Origin of the sequence: Kosakonia sp. PSU_27, from assembly GCF_039409795.1 — a bacterium.
Classification (GTDB): Bacteria; Pseudomonadota; Gammaproteobacteria; order Enterobacterales; family Enterobacteriaceae; genus Kosakonia.
In genome coordinates, this window is sequence record NZ_JBCIVK010000004.1 from 229,668 (window position 1) to 244,981 (window position 15,314).

The following is a 15,314-nucleotide window of genomic DNA, read 5'->3' on the forward strand; positions in this document are numbered from 1 at the left end:
AAGCCTTGCAGAAATGTGAGGCTTTTTTAATGAAAAAAGGCTCCTCAGCCTGAGCGATGAGGAGCCAACATGCAGAGTACTTCTGTTTTACGCTTTGTTATTCAAAACGAGTTGACCATTGCCATCCAGCGGAATTTGCGTACCGGGATCTTTATCCATACGGATTTTTCCCTGCTGGTCACCAATTTTATACGTCACGTCATAGCCGAGCATTTTTTCTGACTTGTCATACACAGTGCTGCAACGTTGCTGGGTCGTGGTGTAGGTATCCCTTTCTTGCATCCCACCCTGAATCTGATTACCGGCGTAACCGCCGCCTAATGCACCAACGACTGTGGCGACATCTTTACCGCGACCGCCACCAAACTGGTGCCCCAGCACGCCACCCGCTACCGCACCGAGTACAGAACCGGTAATCCGGTTTTCATCTTGTACGGGACGACGATGCGTCACTGTCACATTTCGACACTCCTGACGTGGCGTTTTAACCGTTTCCTTGATTGGCGTCGCAGAAACCACTTGCGCGTACTGAGGACCGCGCTCAAACACGTTCAGGCTGGCAACTGCGGCAACGCCCAGTGCAGCGGCCACGCCAATACCGATACCCGCTAACATTGATTTGTTCATCAGGATTCTCTCCCTGTTTGCTATTGGTAACAATTTTGCAACTTCGCAAGCAAGGAAGCCAATCAGAAAGAACGTAAAAAGAGGGATAGTGGGCAGCAAAATGACGACATTCAGAGTTATCCGAGCGGTTTGACGCCATCACTAGAGGGATATGCTGCTCCCCGGGCAGATAAAGCCGCAGGGAGCAGAACAGCGTTAGTGCAATTTGAGACGCGGGCGGATCACCCGGTTAATACTGCCGACCAGCATCATCAGGCCGGTTTTGAAATAACCATGCAGCGCGACCTGATGCATACGGTACAGCGAGATGTACACAAAGCGTGCAATACGGCCTTCAACCATCATCGAACCGCGCATCAGGTTGCCCATCAGGCTGCCAACGGTTGAGAAATTGGACAGGGAAACCAGTGAGCCATGATCTTTATAGACATACGGTTTCAGCGGCTTACCTTTGATCTGCGCCAGAATGTTATGCAAAGCAAGGCTTGCCATCTGGTGAGCGGCCTGCGCACGCGGCGGTACAAAACCACCTTCCGGTCGGGCACACGACGCGCAATCGCCAATCGCGTAAATATCCGCATCGCGGGTGGTTTGCAATGTTGGTTCGACCACCAGCTGGTTAATACGGTTGGTTTCCAGACCGCCAATCTCTTTCATAAAGTCCGGCGCTTTGATACCCGCCGCCCACACCATCAGATCGGCGTTGATGTATTCGCCCTCTTTCGTGTGCAGACCACCTTCATCAGCGCTGGTCACCATCGTTTGGGTCAGTACGCGCACGCCCATTTTGGTCAACTCGTTATGCGCAGCACCGGAAATCCGTGGCGGCAGCGCAGGCAGAATGCGTTCGCCGGCTTCCACCAGCGTCACGTTCAGCGCTTCGTTTGTCAGACCTTTATAACCATAACTGTGCAGCTGTTTCACCGCGTTGTGCAGCTCCGCAGAGAGTTCAACACCGGTTGCCCCGCCGCCAACAATCGCAATGTTGACTTTGCCGTTGGCGCCAAGGTTCGCTGAATATTTCAGGAACAGATTGAGCATTTCCTGGTGGAAACGGCGCGCCTGGTGTGGGTTGTCGAGGAAAATGCAGTGCTCTTTCACGCCAGGCGTGTTGAAGTCGTTCGACGTGCTGCCGAGCGCCATCACCAGCGTGTCATAAGCCAGTTTACGTTCCGGAACCAGCAATTCGCCCTTCTCATCGCGCAGTTCAGCAAGCGTAATGGTTTTGTTTTCGCGATTAATATCAACGACAGAACCGAGCTGGAACTGAAAATGGTGATTACGCGCGTGCGCCAGGTAGCTCAGCGCATCAACCCCTTCATCCAGCGAACCCGTCGCTACTTCATGCAGCAACGGTTTCCACAAATGGCTGTGGTTACGATCGACAAGCGTGATTTTCGCTTTTTTGCCGCGGCCAAGCTTTTTACCTAACTGCGTCGCCAGTTCCAGACCACCAGCACCACCGCCTACAATCACAATTTTCTTCAATGGTGTAGTCAACGTGACCCCCTAAAATATTAACCAATTGTTAATTAAAAGTTATAAAAATAGCCTTTATTTAACAACAAGTTACGCACTTACAACCTGATATTGACGCTGAGAATAACACGAACGGTTCAATGGTCATACCAAAATTGATATGCATCAAGTTTTGATGCTTAAAAGATGAGCAAGTGTAGTCGACAGGCAAAATAATGCCCGGCGAAAGGCAGAAATAAAAATAACGCCGGCAGGTTAGATAACCTGCCGGAATAGGAATTAACCGAGGGTTTTGAAGGCCTTAATGCGCTGGAGATGCGGGGAGATATTCTTGAATTTATGCGACTGTTCTTCGTCCCAGACAATTTCGTAATAGGGGTGCAACTCCTCGGCTGAGCGCTGGCTGTTCAGTGCTTCGTCCTGGCGCGAGAGGATAACCAGGCAGCGATCGCGATTTTTCTCACGAAAGTTGGAAACGCATTTGGTGGCAATATCCTGGTACTCTTCCGGGCGATCAATTTTCCCTTCCATGTTCTCGTAAGGAAACAGGTTAGGATTGAGGATCACCTGACGGATATCGCACAGGAAACCGATGCGCTCGGCCCAGTAACCGCCAAGGCCGACACCGCAAATCAGTGGACGCTCGTCGATATTGAGCTGCAACATTTTATCCACTTCTTTCAGCAGATGCTGCATATCATGCTTCGGGTGCCGCGTACTGTAGCTAATCAGACGTACATCCGGATCAATAAACTGCAGCTGCAACACTTTTTCATGGTTGCCGGGGCTGTTTGAGTCAAAACCGTGTAAATAGATAATCATGGTATCCTCACCACTTCGACATCGCGTCCGCAGGAATTAACGGGCCTCTTTGTGCTCCTGCCAGCGCGCATGCAGCTGCTCCAGTTCGTTATGAGCCGCCTTCCAGCGCGCTGAACTCATCAACTCCTGACGAGAATATGAACCTTTATGATACAAATGCGTAACACGTTGTGCATTGATCGGCGACAGGTTATCCAACACGCTTACTGCGCCTTTACGATTATTACAGACCAGGATCATATCGCAACCGGCATCCAGCGATGCCTGGCCACGTTCAGCATAACTTCCCATGATAGCTGCGCCTTCCATTGACAAATCATCCGAAAAAATCACGCCGTCAAAACCCAGCTCGCCGCGTAATACGGTTTTCAGCCAATATGGCGAGCCGCTGGCCGGACGCGGATCGGCGTCAGGATAGATAACGTGCGCGGGCATAATCGCATCGAGTTTGTTTTGCTCAATCAGGTTGCGGAAAATCATCATATCATGCGCGCGGATCTCGCCTTGTGGCCGCGGGTCGCGTGGTGTTTCTTTATGGGAATCGGCCGTAACCGCCCCGTGACCGGGAAAGTGTTTACCGGTGGTTTTCATCCCTGCGCTGTGCATCCCGTCGATAAAGCGCATCGCCATAGCCAGCGCTTTCACCGGGTCTTCATGATACGAACGCTCGCCAATCGCCGCGCTGATATGCCCAATATCCAGCACCGGGGCAAAACTGATGTCGATATCCATGGCGATCATTTCGCTGGCCATTAGCCAACCCGCCTCCTGAGCCAGGCGTCCGCCCTCTTCCAGCCCATGCAAAGCAGCAAAAGATTGTGCGGCGGGTAAGCGAGTAAAGCCGTCGCGAAAACGCTGTACGCGCCCGCCTTCCTGATCGACCGCCACCACCAGACGATGATGCGAAGCGCTGCGGATCTGGCGCACCAGCTCCCGTAATTGCTCGGGATCGTGATAATTACGGGTAAAGAGGATCAGGCCACCAACCAGCGGGTGCGCCAGAATCTCGCGCTCTTCCGCATCCAGTTCGTACCCTTCCACATCCAACATCACTGGGCCCACATTTACCTCTCTTGTTCTTTTTTCGCTAGCTGACGCCATATTTCATTCGCCAGCGTAATAAATTGTTGATCGCCCGTTTGCTGCCAGCGGCACTCATACCAGCCAGCCATCAGCATCAAAACCCACGGACGCCAGCGCCGGACCTGGCGCCACAGCAAAGCGGGATTAATGGCAGACTGATGCGCATAGCGATTCACCAGTTCCTGCCGCTCTGCCTCGTTTTTCGTCCATATCGCCGCCAATTCCAGCGCGACATCGCCATCGCCCGCATATTCCCAGTCGATCAGCCGCAACCCCCTGGCACTCTGCACCAGGTTTCCGGCGTGGACATCCATATGTAACGGTGCCAGCCGTAGCGGCACAGGCTCTTTTTGCTGGCGCAACTGCTTTAACTGGCGCAGCCAGAACGGCGTCCGCCGCGAACGCGCACTCTGCTGCCAGTAACCTTCAAGCAGCGGCAATAATGTTATCCGCCAGCCAAACAGCGGCTGGCGGTGTAAATCGTACAGTAACGGCACCAGCACACTGGCCTGCGGCAGCACAGCGCAGACCTCGCCGGGTATATAATCGACCGCCATCCACTCGCCGGTGAATAAGCGCGGGCGTGGAGCAATAGAAGCCGGCAAGCGGCGGAGTAAGCGATACTGACGCAGAAAAGGCGATGATGTCGCCTGGTGCCGTTTTCGCAGCACCAGCGTATGCCGTCCATCGCGAATAAGACAACTCCCGCCGCTGAGGCCGGTATTCTGGCTGGCGACGGGAGTATAGGTCGGAAAGTAGCGTGACAACACCTCGTCACGCGTCTGTTTATTGTTGCTGAACCGCACCTTTACCCGACCAGATAATTTCGCCGGTTTGTACCAGCATCAATTGCATTTGCAGCGCCGGTGCGTTGACATTCCCGGTCGCGTTGGAGTAGAGCACATACTGCGCCCCGACGTTACGGGCGATACCGATGGCTTTACTGCGTGTACCGAGGCTGTCCTGTGGAGAGAGCCCCAGCTGTTGCTTCGCGACCGCCAGTTGCTGCTCGGTAACAAGCGTAAATTTACCGTTATTCGCTAACGCGTTGCGCACCACACCCGTTGCTTCGCTCGTGTTAATGGAACCGTTGGTTCGGTTATTAACGCTATCCACTAACAGCACGCTGCCTGCGTTCGCACCGCTGGCCTGCAACATTTTACCGACCATCGGCTGAACGGCGCCATTCCAGTCAAAATGACGCTCGCGCGGCGCGGGCTGCCCCGTTTGATCCTGATGCTCAATTGGCCCCGGTTGCTGCTGCGGCAGCGTCGGGACAGAAGGCACTTCCGGCACCGGTTGTTGCGGCTCTACCGGCGTGGGTTGTTGCGGCGTGCCTGCACCACCCGCCTGATCAACCGGCGCGGGTTGCTGATCGCTAATACAACCCGCAAGCAGCACGGCCAGGGTTGTCAGTAGCGCGTAGCGTCCAATAGTTTTAATCAAGAGTCACCCCTTACAGGTAAAGATAAAGTCTGACGCTGTGCGCACCCAAATAGTTGGCGCTGCCATACACCGTCACGCCCGAATTTCCCGGGATCGTGACGGTTCGCGGCGCTTCCAGCGGGTGCATTTCCAGACCTCTGGCGTCATACCAGAAAAAACGATAATGCACGGTAACGGGCTGCTGCCGTTCATTAAACAACCGTGAAGACGCGGAAGGCTGGAGTTCCTGCGTACTTAACGTCGGCGGCTGCGCAATAATCCCGGAGGCCAGAATGCTCGATTCCATCACTAACGTCTGGTCGTCGGCGACCGGGATCGTAGGACGTGAACTGCACCCCATCAGTACCAGCGCTGCCAGCCATAACGCGACACGCCCGTTCGTCATATTAAAGACCTTTATGAGCCAGCATCGGCCCCAGTACGCGCCCGCCGAGCAGGTGCATATGAATATGATAAACCTCCTGCCCGCCATGACGATTACAGTTCATGATCAAACGGTAACCGTCTTCAGCAATCCCTTCATCGCGAGCAATTTTCGCCGCAACCGTCACCATGCGCCCCAGCGCCTGCTCGTGCGCTTCGGTCACGTCGTTCACGGTTGGGATCAGAATGTTTGGCACAATCAAAACATGGGTTGGAGCTTGCGGAGAGATATCGCGAAAAGCGGTAACCAGTTCGTCCTGATAAACAATATCCGAGGGAATTTCGCGGCGAATGATTTTACTGAAAATGGTTTCTTCGGCCATGACGTTTTCCTTTTATGTTCGCGGAGCCAGCCCGCAGCCGTCGTCAATTACGTGCCCTAGAGTATGATCGAGATTCTCTTGTTGTTTCAACCAAAACGCTGTTTTTCTTTCACCTTTCCGGCTTTGCTGGCACGCAATCGCCCGCGTTTAAGGCGCGCTGCGGTGAAATGATATTTCAATGGTGAATATTACATCTGTTTACATTCATATAGTGAATGCGTATATTTCGCATTTGCATTTTCATGCGCGATTATTATCAGACGAATTACAAAACCCGCCTGACGCGACAACGTATCGCTGTAAGGCTTTCCCTCTAACGCACCATTAAGGGTTTATGCATGTCTTTCACTCATCACGCCAGGGACGAAGTGCGTCCGTTAGCCGCCACACCGTCTCTGCTTGCCGCCTGCATTGCAATGGCTTTAGTCCCTTCTGCTGCGTTTGCGGCAGAGATCGCCGCAGCATCTGAAGATACGGTTGTGGTTGATGGCGCAGCATTAAGTACCTCTGACAGCCAGGCGCAAGACTACAGCGTAAAAACCACCACCACTGGCACCAAGCTGTTACTGGTCCCGCGAGATATTCCACAATCTGTGAGTGTAGTCAGCCAGCAGCGTATGCAGGATCAGCAGTTAAATACGATCGAACAAGTGCTGGATAACACAATTGGCGTCAGCGCATCGCGCATTGACAGCCACCGTACGAACTTTTTCGCCCGCGGCTTTTTCGTCAGTAACTTTGCGTATGAAGATATGCCGACATTCCTTGATAACCGCTGGAATTTTGGTGATACCGCAGGCGACACGGCAATTTATGACAAGATTGAAGTGGTGCGCGGCGCGGCCGGCCTGATGAGTGGAACAGGTAATCCCTCTGCTTATGTCAACATGGTGCGTAAACATGCCGACAGCAAAGAATTCAAAGGAACCGCCACCGCGACTTACGGTAGCTGGAACGATCAGCGCTATGTGCTGGATCTGCAAGCACCGCTGAGCGAATCGGGCAACGTGCGCGGCCGGGTTATCACTGGTTACCAGGATAAAGATTCCTGGGTGGAACGTAACCACTACCGCAAAAAATTCATTACCGGTGTAGTAGATGCAGATATTACTGATTCCACAACCCTTTCTCTCGGCTATGACTATCAGGAAAGTGAAGAAGACAGCCCGACCTGGGGCGGTTTCCCGTCGCTATACAGTGATGGCAGCCGCACGCATTTCCGCCGCGGTTTCAATACCGCTGCTGACTGGGCTTACTCCAATGTCGACTCTTCAAAAATTTTCGCCAACCTGACCCAGCGTTTTGACAACGGCTGGGAAGCGAAAGTTAACGCCATGCATGCGGAAACCAACTTCGACAGCAAGCTGATGTATATCGACGGTTACCCGGATAAGACCACCGGTCTGTATGATGCCTCACAGTGGCAAGGCGCATGGGGCGGCTGGAACCGTGGCGAGCGTAAACAAGACGCTATTGATGCGTTTGTTCGTGGTGGTTACGAGTTGTTTGGCCGCCAGCACGAAGTGATGTTCGGTGGTAGCTACAGCCGCCAGCGCAACAATTATGACAACTCATATCCGGTTAATGACAATTCCGGCCTGATGGATGTCGGCAATATTCATAAATATAACGGCAACACGCTGGCCGACCCGAGCTGGTCTGACTGGGCGCTCTACCAGCGCGATGTGATCCGCCAGAAATCGCTGTATGCGGCAACCCGTATCTCTTTGGCCGATCCGCTGCACTTGATCCTCGGCGCGCGTTATACCGAATGGCGTGCAAAATATAATCTTGAGCGTAAGCCGGACGAGATCCGTAACAGCAAGTCCGATGACGTCACGCCATACGCAGGCCTGATTTATGACATTGATGACACCTGGTCTGTTTATGGCAGCTACACCTCTATTTTCGAGCCGTCCAGTCAGCGCGATATCAACAGCGAATTTCTTGAACCTACCACCGGTAAAAGCTATGAAGCTGGCATCAAAGGTGACTGGTATAACACACGTCTGACGGCGACCCTGGCGGTATTCCGTACCGAGCAGGATCACGTTGCCGTATCGACCGGCGAGTACATTCCAAATTCCGGCGGCCAGACCGCGTATAAATCCGTCAACGGCACGGTAAGCAAAGGCGTCGAATTTGAGCTCAACGGTGCTCTCACCGACAACTTGCAGCTCACCTTTGGTGCCAGCCGTTTTATGGCTGACGATGGTGACGGTGTAGCCGTTAACCCGGAACAGGCGCGCACCACGATGAAATTATTCACGCGCTACCAGCTGCCGATGCTGCCAGAGTTTTCCGTTGGCGGCGGTGCACGCTGGCAGAATAAAACCTGGCAGGAGATCAAAGGCCCGAATGGAGACATGCGCATTACGCAAAGCGGTTATACGGTGGTGGATCTGTTCACCCGTTACCAGGCAACTAAAAACTTCGCTGTCCAGGCCAATCTGAACAATGTGTTCGATAAAGAGTATTACGACTATCTGGGCACTTACGGTGTGTACGGTGCGCCGCGTAACTTCTCTGTAAGCGCCAGCTACAGCTTCTGATAATCGCAGCCACGTGCCACTAAGCCCGCCGTCCTCCAGGCGGGCTTTTTTATTCTGTTTTCCTGCTCCCGAAAAACGGCCATTACCGATAACTGCCCGCCCCCAGTTCTCCCGCGATCGCTTATAGCAGATGTTTCCGCTGTACTTATCCTTGCGCATTTAACGCTGAATGTGGTGTGAGTTTGTGATGCGCGTCTGTGAGTCGCATGACAGCCAACTTGCCAGAGCGGAGGGGGAATGGCACACGGTCTGTGGGCAGCGACGGGTTTTGTCACTCTTTCTTTTCAGTACAGTAAAAATTCAGCGTTAGAAAAGGCAACATTGATTGCGCCTGGCAGGGTATGCCGACATTCTGGAAAAGACTCTGCCTGCCCGGTGAAATTTAAATCCGTAGACCAACCTGTTGCTGGCCAGATCCACAGCACATAGTTTTCAGTGGACAATAAAAAAGGGAGCCATCAGGCTCCCTCAGTCTCCCCAGACTATGGCTTAGTTGTTACGGATGTACTCATCCATTTCGGTTTTCAGGTTATCGGATTTAGTACCGAAAATTGCCTGCACACCGGAACCGGCAACAACCACACCCGCAGCACCCAGTTTCTTCAGGCCAGCCTGATCCACTTTCGCTACGTCAGCCACGCTGACACGCAGACGCGTGATGCACGCATCCAGGTTGGTGATGTTCTCTTTACCGCCGAACGCCGTAACCAGAGCCGGAGCCATTTCGCTGGTAACGCCAGCTTTGCTCTCTTCCGTGGTGTCTTCACGACCCGGGGTTTTCAGATCCAGCGCTTTGATCAGCACGCGGAAGATGGTGTAGTAAACCACCGCGTAGCATGCACCGATAACCGGGAACAGCCACAGTTTGCTGCTGTTGCCGCTCAGCACGATGAAGTCAATCAGACCGTGAGAGAACGACGTACCGTCACGCATACCCAGCAGGATACAGATCGGGAATGCCAGGCCAGCCAGAATCGCGTGGATAACGTACAGGATCGGCGCAACGAACATGAAGGAGAACTCGATCGGCTCGGTGATACCGGTCAGGAACGAGGTCAGCGCTGCGGAGATCATGATACCGCCCACTTTCGCGCGGTTTTCCGGTTTTGCGGAGTGCCAGATAGCGATAGCAGCAGCCGGCAGACCGTACATTTTGAACAGGAAGCCGCCAGACAGTTTACCCGCAGTCGGGTCACCCGCCATATAACGCGGGATATCGCCGTGGAACACCTGACCTGCTGCGTTGGTGAACTCGCCAATCTGCATCTGGAAAGGTACGTTCCAGATATGGTGCAGACCAAACGGCACCAGGCAACGTTCAATGAAGCCGTAGATACCGAACGCCACAACCGGATTCTGGTAAGCGGCCCACTGGGAGAAGGTCTGAATCGCAGTACCGATCGGCGGCCAAATGAAGGAGAGGATCACGCCGGTGAAAATCGCTGCCAGACCGGAGATGATCGGCACGAAACGTTTACCAGCGAAGAAGCCCAGATACTCAGGCAGCTTGATGCGATAGAAGCGGTTAAACATATACGCGGCAATCGCGCCGGAGATAATACCGCCAAGCACACCGGTATCAGCCAGGTGTTTTGCGGCAATTTCTTCAGCAGGTAAATGCAGAACCAGAGGCGCAACCACTGCCATGGTTTTCACCATGATGCCGTAGGCAACAACGGAGGCCAGAGCCGAAACGCCGTCGTTATTGGTGAAGCCAAGCGCAACACCGATAGCGAAGATCAACGGCATGTTAGCAAAAACGGAACCGCCCGCTTCGGCCATAACGTGGGAAACCACTTCTGGCAGCCAGCTGAAGTTTGCAGAACCGACGCCCAGCAGGATACCTGCGATAGGCAGTACGGATACTGGCAGCATCAGCGATTTACCGACCTTCTGCAGGTTAGCAAATGCATTCTTAAACATAATTGAGAGTGCTCCTGAGTATTAGTGCTTTTTTCTACGCTTTCACGCATTGGCGAGGGGGGAGAACCGCGCCGTGGGAAGGGCATCTAAGCGCCCTTTATTTATTACACAGAGTAAAATAAATCAGTAAAAGTTTGTTTGACGGCTATCACGTTTCAGCTAGCGCCAGTTACGAAACTCACACTGATTTACAAAAGGTATCGGCTTCCGTATGAAAAACGATCGCCACCGCCTTTTTTATGGCGGTGAACTTTACTCCGATCGTTTATTAATTACGAGTACTAAAATAAGCTGACAGATCAGGCAGATTGCAGGCGGGATGGGTCAACATGGAACAAACGGGCAAAGTTCTGTGTCGTTTGTTGCGCAAGCTCTTCGACAGAAACGCCTTTCAGCACCGCCATATATTCCGCCACATCGCGCGTCATTGCTGGCTGGTTCTCTTTGCCACGATGCGGCACCGGGGCGAGATAAGGCGAATCGGTTTCGACCAGTAAGCGATCGAGCGGAATGTAACGTGCCGCATCACGCAACTGCTCCGCGTTGCGGAAGGTGACGATACCAGAAAACGAGATGTAAAAGCCCATATCCAGCAGCTTACCTGCCGTTTCGCGATCTTCAGTAAAGCAGTGCAACACACCACCGCAATCCGTCACGCGCTCTTCCTGCAAAATCGCAAGCGTGTCTTCTCGCGCATCGCGCGTATGGACGATCACCGGCTTGTTCAGTTCACGGCCAATACGGATGTGGTTACGGAAGGATTCCTGCTGGCGCGGCTTCGTTTCCGGCGTATAAAAATAGTCCAGCCCGGTTTCTCCCATCGCCACGACGCCCTCTTCCGCCGCCAGTTGGCGCAGCGTGTCGACATCGTACTCTTCATCCTGATTCAGCGGGTGCACTCCGCAGGAAAAGACCACATTCGGGCGCTCCCCCACCAGCTCACGCATCGCGCGGTAACCCGGTAACGTCGTAGCCACCGCCAGACAAAACTTCACGTCGCGCGCGGCAGCTTTCGCCAGCACGTCATCAACGTCTTTGTGCAAAGAGTGGTAATCCAGGCCATCAAGATGGCAGTGCGAATCAACTAAAAACATAATCTTCTCTTACAGATGGGAGACAGGAAGCGTTACGCCCGTTTGCTGGTAACGTTCCAGCGTTAACAATAGATCGGTCAGCAGCAACTCGCGGTTAACCCCGACCACACTAAGCAACTGTTCACGACAGGTAAAAATAGCATGCAGTAACGCGTGCAGCGTTGGCGCTTGCACCTGGCGCGCCAGCTTTTCGACCAGCCCTAAGGCATCAACATTGCTGAGCAATGTCGCCCCTTGCTGCATTTTTAACGCATCAAGCAGCAACGCAGAGAGCCACTGTAAACGCTCAGCCACTTTGTCGTGGTTCAGTGTCGGGAGCATCGCCAGCCAGTCACCGCTATTTAGCGCCGCGTCTGTCGCCTGACAAAGCAACTGCCGTTGCGCCCAGACATCGGTCTGAAGCAGCGCTTCTGCCGCGCCAGGCGAACCGGCGCACAAACGTAGTGCGGTCAGAATCGTCTCTTGCGAGGCGGTAACTTCCCGAGCAAGCCAGCTACAGGCGTAGTTTTCTGCGGGAGGCGCAAGGTGGTGCAAGCGGCAGCGGCTGCGCAAAGTCGCTAATAATCTTGCCGGCTCCCGACAGCCGAGGAAGAACCAGGTGCGCGCGGGCGGCTCTTCCAGCGTCTTCAGCAATGCGTTGGCGGCGGCGTCGGTCAATAACGCGGCATCCTGGATCCACACCACTTTCGCGCCGCCCAGCCGCGCATGTTCGTAAAGCTTTTCGCTCACTTCACGCACCGCATCAATGCCCAGCGCGGATTTTCCTTTTTCCGGTGCCAGTGCATAGTAATCAGGATGCGTTCCAGCCTGCATAAGCTGACAGCCGCGGCAGTGGCCGCAGCTTTTATGGCCTTCAGGTGTCTGGCATAACAAGAAACGGCTGATGGCGTAAATCAACGCATCTTCGCCCATCCCTGGCAGGGCGTGGATCAGCAACGCGTGGTGCCCACGACCGCTCTGATAACTGGCAACCAGTTGCTCAAAATCGGGACGCAGCCACGGATACCATTTCATGCGCCCTGCTCCTGCACCCAGGCTGTTACCGTCTGGCGGATGTCGGCAATCACGTTATCCAGCGGTTGAGTAGCATCAACGGTGCGAATGCGGTCATCTTGCGCAGCCAGTTCAAGGTAGCGCGCGCGGGTACGATTAAAGAAATCCAGCGACTCTTGCTCAATACGATCCAGCTCGCCACGCGCACGCGCACGTTTCAGGCCAACTTCCGGCGTAACATCCAGATAGAGCGTCAAGTCCGGGCGAAAATCTCCCAGTACGACATCGCGCAGCGTGGCCAGCATGGTCTGATCAATGCCTCGTCCGCCGCCCTGGTACGCCTGCGTTGAGAGGTCATGGCGATCGCCGATTACCCAGCAACCACGCGCCAGTGCGGGTTTAATGACGGTTTCGACCAGTTGAACCCGGGCTGCGTAAAACATCAGAACTTCGGCTTTATCGGTAATAACTTCATCACCAACGGAACGAATATCCAGCACCAGGCTGCGCAATTTTTCCGCCAGCAGCGTACCGCCCGGTTCCCGCGTAAACACCATTTCACCGACGCCAAGCTCTTTCAGCGTCTCAACGATGACATCGCGCGCCGTGGTTTTCCCTGCGCCTTCAAGCCCTTCGATAACGATGTATTTACTGCCCATTTTTTTCCTTAAGTACTTTCAGGTAGTCCTGCACTGCCCGGTTATGGCTGGCGAGATTGGTATTAAATGTATGCCCGCCTTTACCATCCGCGACAAAATAGAGATACGGCGTCTTCGCCGGATGCGCCGCCGCTTTCAGCGAGGCCTCACCGGGTGTAGCAATAGGGCCCGGCGGCAAACCGCTAATTACATAGGTGTTATAGTCGGTCGGCGTTTCCAGATCGGCGCGCGACAGCTTACCATTATAACGCGCGCCCAACCCGTAGATAACCGTCGGATCGGTCTGCAGCCGCATCCCGATGCGCAGGCGGTTAATAAAGACGGAGGCCACCTGATCGCGCTCGCTGGCAACAGCCGTCTCTTTTTCGACAATCGACGCCATGGTTACCAGCTGGTTCTGATCTTTATACGGTAGCCCCTCCATACGCCCTTCCCAGGCTTGCTCTACCGCACGCGACATTTTCTGATGCGCACGCTTGAGCAACGCAACGTCCGTGGTGTTAGCGGTGTACATCCAGGTATCGGGCCAGAACCAGCCTTCCACCCACTGCGGATGCTCCAGTTTCAGGGCTTGCGCCACCGTCGCGTAGTCGTCGTCTTTCAGGGTGTGTTTGATGTAGGGCGCGTCGCGCAGCTGTTTGAGGTAATCGCTCAGGCGCATACCTTCGACCAGCCGTAGCGGAAACTGCGCTTCTTTACCACTCGCCAGTAACTGCAACATCTCGCGCACGGTCATCTTCGGTGTAAAACGGTAGGTACCGGCTTTGAAATGTGAAAGATCCGGTTCCAGTCGCAGCAGCCACTGAAACACGCGCGGGCGATTAATTACCTTTTCGCGATACAGCAATTCACCCAACGCCACACGGCCGGTTCCGGCAGGCAGCGTGAAAATGGTTTCATCTTTAATCAGGATCTGGCTGTCCGCTAACTGGCGAACCTTCCAGACGCCGGCTCCCGCCGCGATAACCAGCAAAGCCAACAGGAGGAGAACTACGCGTAACATTTTCTTCATGACGGATTTATGCGCTCACACAAGGGGGCTAAAAAGTGGTACAAATCGCGCGCTGACCAGTGCTGTTCCGCCCACTGGCGAACCGGGACAACTGGCATCAACGCGTTACAAATAATGACTTCGTCGGCCAGCATCAGCACATCATGCCGCGCATTGACTTCGACAACCTCAAAAGCGGAAGTTTTCAGCTGGCGCAAACAATATTGACGCATGATGCCATCAACACCGGCCTGATCAACGCGCGGCGTGAAGACCGTCGAACCCTGCCGCCAGAAGATATTGGCGGCACAACATTCAACCAGCCAGCCTTCGCTATCCAGCACCAGCGCTTCATCAGCAGAGGTCTGCTCAAGCCCGGTGCGAATCAATACCTGCTCCAGGCGGTTAAGGTGTTTGATCCCGGCAAGCATTGGGTTACGCCCGAGGCGAATATCACTCAACGCCAGGGTTACCCCTTCCTGCCGCCACCGAGCGTAATGGGCAGGGCTTGCTGATACTGACACTATTCTCGTCGGCGTATCACAACCCGCTGCGCTATAGCCTCGTCCGCCAGTGCCACGGCTGAGAATAACTTTCACCACACCCTCTTCTTTCTCTTTCGCGAGATGTGCCATTTCCCGCGCCAGTATGTCCCAGTCGAGATAAGGGATCCGGAGCCGTTTACAGGCAAGACGCAGGCGCTGGAGATGCGCGTCGGGAAACTGGATTTGCCCGTCAAGGACACGCGCGGTGGTAAAACAGCCATCGCCAAATTGCGTCGCCCGATCATTCGCGGCAAGCCATTGCTGCTCTTTACCATTAATCAAGAACATAGAGGGCTCCTTATGCGTCTGGGCGGACAGTTTGGCAGGATGAAAAGCGCAGGACAAGGGGATAAA

Annotated in this window: 15 protein-coding genes; 1 reads left to right on the forward strand and 14 read right to left on the reverse strand. The window is 54.1% G+C overall.

The genetic code is table 11. The features are described 5' to 3' along the window. Nucleotides 1–87: 87 nt before the first annotated feature. The 8 genes from AAIG26_RS11170 to hinT all read right to left on the reverse strand — a co-directional run bounded on the left by AAIG26_RS11170 (nucleotide 88) and on the right by hinT (nucleotide 6,203). Nucleotides 88–627, reverse strand: a complete 540-nt coding sequence (locus AAIG26_RS11170) for a glycine zipper 2TM domain-containing protein (protein WP_020457466.1) — start codon at nucleotides 625–627, stop codon at nucleotides 88–90. A gap of 195 nt (nucleotides 628–822) precedes the next feature. After that, the gene (locus AAIG26_RS11175; RefSeq protein WP_044489625.1) at nucleotides 823–2,127 is read right to left on the reverse strand and encodes an NAD(P)/FAD-dependent oxidoreductase; all 1,305 of its coding nucleotides are present in this window, start codon (nucleotides 2,125–2,127) and stop codon (nucleotides 823–825) included. Nucleotides 2,128–2,385: 258 nt separating this feature from the next. Further along, nucleotides 2,386–2,928 (reverse strand): alpha/beta hydrolase YcfP, encoded by a 543-nt coding sequence (ycfP, locus tag AAIG26_RS11180; protein ID WP_020457464.1) that lies wholly within the window; start codon nucleotides 2,926–2,928, stop codon nucleotides 2,386–2,388. A 36-nt stretch (nucleotides 2,929–2,964) separates the two neighbouring features. Beyond that, on the reverse strand, nucleotides 2,965–3,990 hold the full coding sequence (gene nagZ, locus AAIG26_RS11185) for a beta-N-acetylhexosaminidase (protein WP_343179808.1): 1,026 nt from the start codon (nucleotides 3,988–3,990) through the stop codon (nucleotides 2,965–2,967). A gap of 2 nt (nucleotides 3,991–3,992) precedes the next feature. Next, complete coding sequence (gene thiK, locus AAIG26_RS11190; protein ID WP_343179809.1) at nucleotides 3,993–4,817, reverse strand: thiamine kinase; 825 nt, start codon at nucleotides 4,815–4,817, stop codon at nucleotides 3,993–3,995. Continuing rightward, the gene (lpoB, locus tag AAIG26_RS11195; protein ID WP_097407879.1) at nucleotides 4,798–5,457 is read right to left on the reverse strand and encodes a penicillin-binding protein activator LpoB; all 660 of its coding nucleotides are present in this window, start codon (nucleotides 5,455–5,457) and stop codon (nucleotides 4,798–4,800) included. Before lpoB ends, thiK begins: the two co-directional genes overlap by 20 nt. A 10-nt stretch (nucleotides 5,458–5,467) precedes the next feature. Continuing rightward, nucleotides 5,468–5,842 (reverse strand): YcfL family protein, encoded by a 375-nt coding sequence (locus tag AAIG26_RS11200; RefSeq protein WP_020457460.1) that lies wholly within the window; start codon nucleotides 5,840–5,842, stop codon nucleotides 5,468–5,470. Nucleotide 5,843: 1 nt separating this feature from the next. After that, nucleotides 5,844–6,203, reverse strand: a complete 360-nt coding sequence (gene hinT / locus AAIG26_RS11205) for a purine nucleoside phosphoramidase (RefSeq protein WP_343179810.1) — start codon at nucleotides 6,201–6,203, stop codon at nucleotides 5,844–5,846. 338 nt (nucleotides 6,204–6,541) lie between these two features. On the opposite strand from hinT, the gene fhuE reads away from it, so the two are divergent. Then, nucleotides 6,542–8,755 (forward strand): ferric-rhodotorulic acid/ferric-coprogen receptor FhuE, encoded by a 2,214-nt coding sequence (fhuE, locus tag AAIG26_RS11210; RefSeq protein ID WP_343179811.1) that lies wholly within the window; start codon nucleotides 6,542–6,544, stop codon nucleotides 8,753–8,755. A 489-nt stretch (nucleotides 8,756–9,244) separates the two neighbouring features. Here fhuE and ptsG read toward each other — a convergent pair whose 3' ends face one another. The 6 genes from ptsG to pabC form a co-directional block, all read right to left on the reverse strand. Beyond that, the gene (gene ptsG, locus AAIG26_RS11215; RefSeq protein WP_017456430.1) at nucleotides 9,245–10,678 is read right to left on the reverse strand and encodes a PTS glucose transporter subunit IIBC; all 1,434 of its coding nucleotides are present in this window, start codon (nucleotides 10,676–10,678) and stop codon (nucleotides 9,245–9,247) included. Between the two features lie 299 nt (nucleotides 10,679–10,977). After that, a complete protein-coding gene (locus AAIG26_RS11220; protein WP_020457457.1) occupies nucleotides 10,978–11,772 on the reverse strand; it encodes a metal-dependent hydrolase in 795 nt (264 codons plus the stop codon). A 9-nt stretch (nucleotides 11,773–11,781) separates the two neighbouring features. Continuing rightward, on the reverse strand, nucleotides 11,782–12,786 hold the full coding sequence (gene holB, locus AAIG26_RS11225) for a DNA polymerase III subunit delta' (protein WP_313626455.1): 1,005 nt from the start codon (nucleotides 12,784–12,786) through the stop codon (nucleotides 11,782–11,784). After that, nucleotides 12,783–13,424: a dTMP kinase gene (tmk, locus tag AAIG26_RS11230; RefSeq protein ID WP_313626456.1), complete on the reverse strand. Its 642-nt coding sequence runs from the start codon at nucleotides 13,422–13,424 to the stop codon at nucleotides 12,783–12,785. Before tmk ends, holB begins: the two co-directional genes overlap by 4 nt. Then, nucleotides 13,414–14,436 (reverse strand): cell division protein YceG, encoded by a 1,023-nt coding sequence (gene yceG, locus AAIG26_RS11235; protein WP_343179812.1) that lies wholly within the window; start codon nucleotides 14,434–14,436, stop codon nucleotides 13,414–13,416. Before yceG ends, tmk begins: the two co-directional genes overlap by 11 nt. Beyond that, nucleotides 14,433–15,248, reverse strand: coding sequence for an aminodeoxychorismate lyase (gene pabC / locus AAIG26_RS11240; protein ID WP_343179813.1), 816 nt, complete (start codon nucleotides 15,246–15,248; stop codon nucleotides 14,433–14,435). The genes yceG and pabC overlap by 4 nt, the downstream gene beginning before the upstream one ends. Between the last annotated feature and the right edge of the window lie 66 nt (nucleotides 15,249–15,314).

Coding starts and splice junctions, on each gene's coding strand:
- fhuE (WP_343179811.1), top strand. CDS start 6,542: ATGTCTTTCACTCATCACGCCAGGGACGAAGTGCGTCCGTTAGCCGCC.
- yceG (WP_343179812.1), bottom strand. CDS start 14,436: ATGAAGAAAATGTTACGCGTAGTTCTCCTCCTGTTGGCTTTGCTGGTT.
- pabC (WP_343179813.1), bottom strand. CDS start 15,248: ATGTTCTTGATTAATGGTAAAGAGCAGCAATGGCTTGCCGCGAATGAT.
- AAIG26_RS11200 (WP_020457460.1), bottom strand. CDS start 5,842: ATGACGAACGGGCGTGTCGCGTTATGGCTGGCAGCGCTGGTACTGATG.
- AAIG26_RS11220 (WP_020457457.1), bottom strand. CDS start 11,772: ATGTTTTTAGTTGATTCGCACTGCCATCTTGATGGCCTGGATTACCAC.
- AAIG26_RS11170 (WP_020457466.1), bottom strand. CDS start 627: ATGAACAAATCAATGTTAGCGGGTATCGGTATTGGCGTGGCCGCTGCA.
- ptsG (WP_017456430.1), bottom strand. CDS start 10,678: ATGTTTAAGAATGCATTTGCTAACCTGCAGAAGGTCGGTAAATCGCTG.
- tmk (WP_313626456.1), bottom strand. CDS start 13,424: ATGGGCAGTAAATACATCGTTATCGAAGGGCTTGAAGGCGCAGGGAAA.
- ycfP (WP_020457464.1), bottom strand. CDS start 2,928: ATGATTATCTATTTACACGGTTTTGACTCAAACAGCCCCGGCAACCAT.
- hinT (WP_343179810.1), bottom strand. CDS start 6,203: ATGGCCGAAGAAACCATTTTCAGTAAAATCATTCGCCGCGAAATTCCC.
- holB (WP_313626455.1), bottom strand. CDS start 12,786: ATGAAATGGTATCCGTGGCTGCGTCCCGATTTTGAGCAACTGGTTGCC.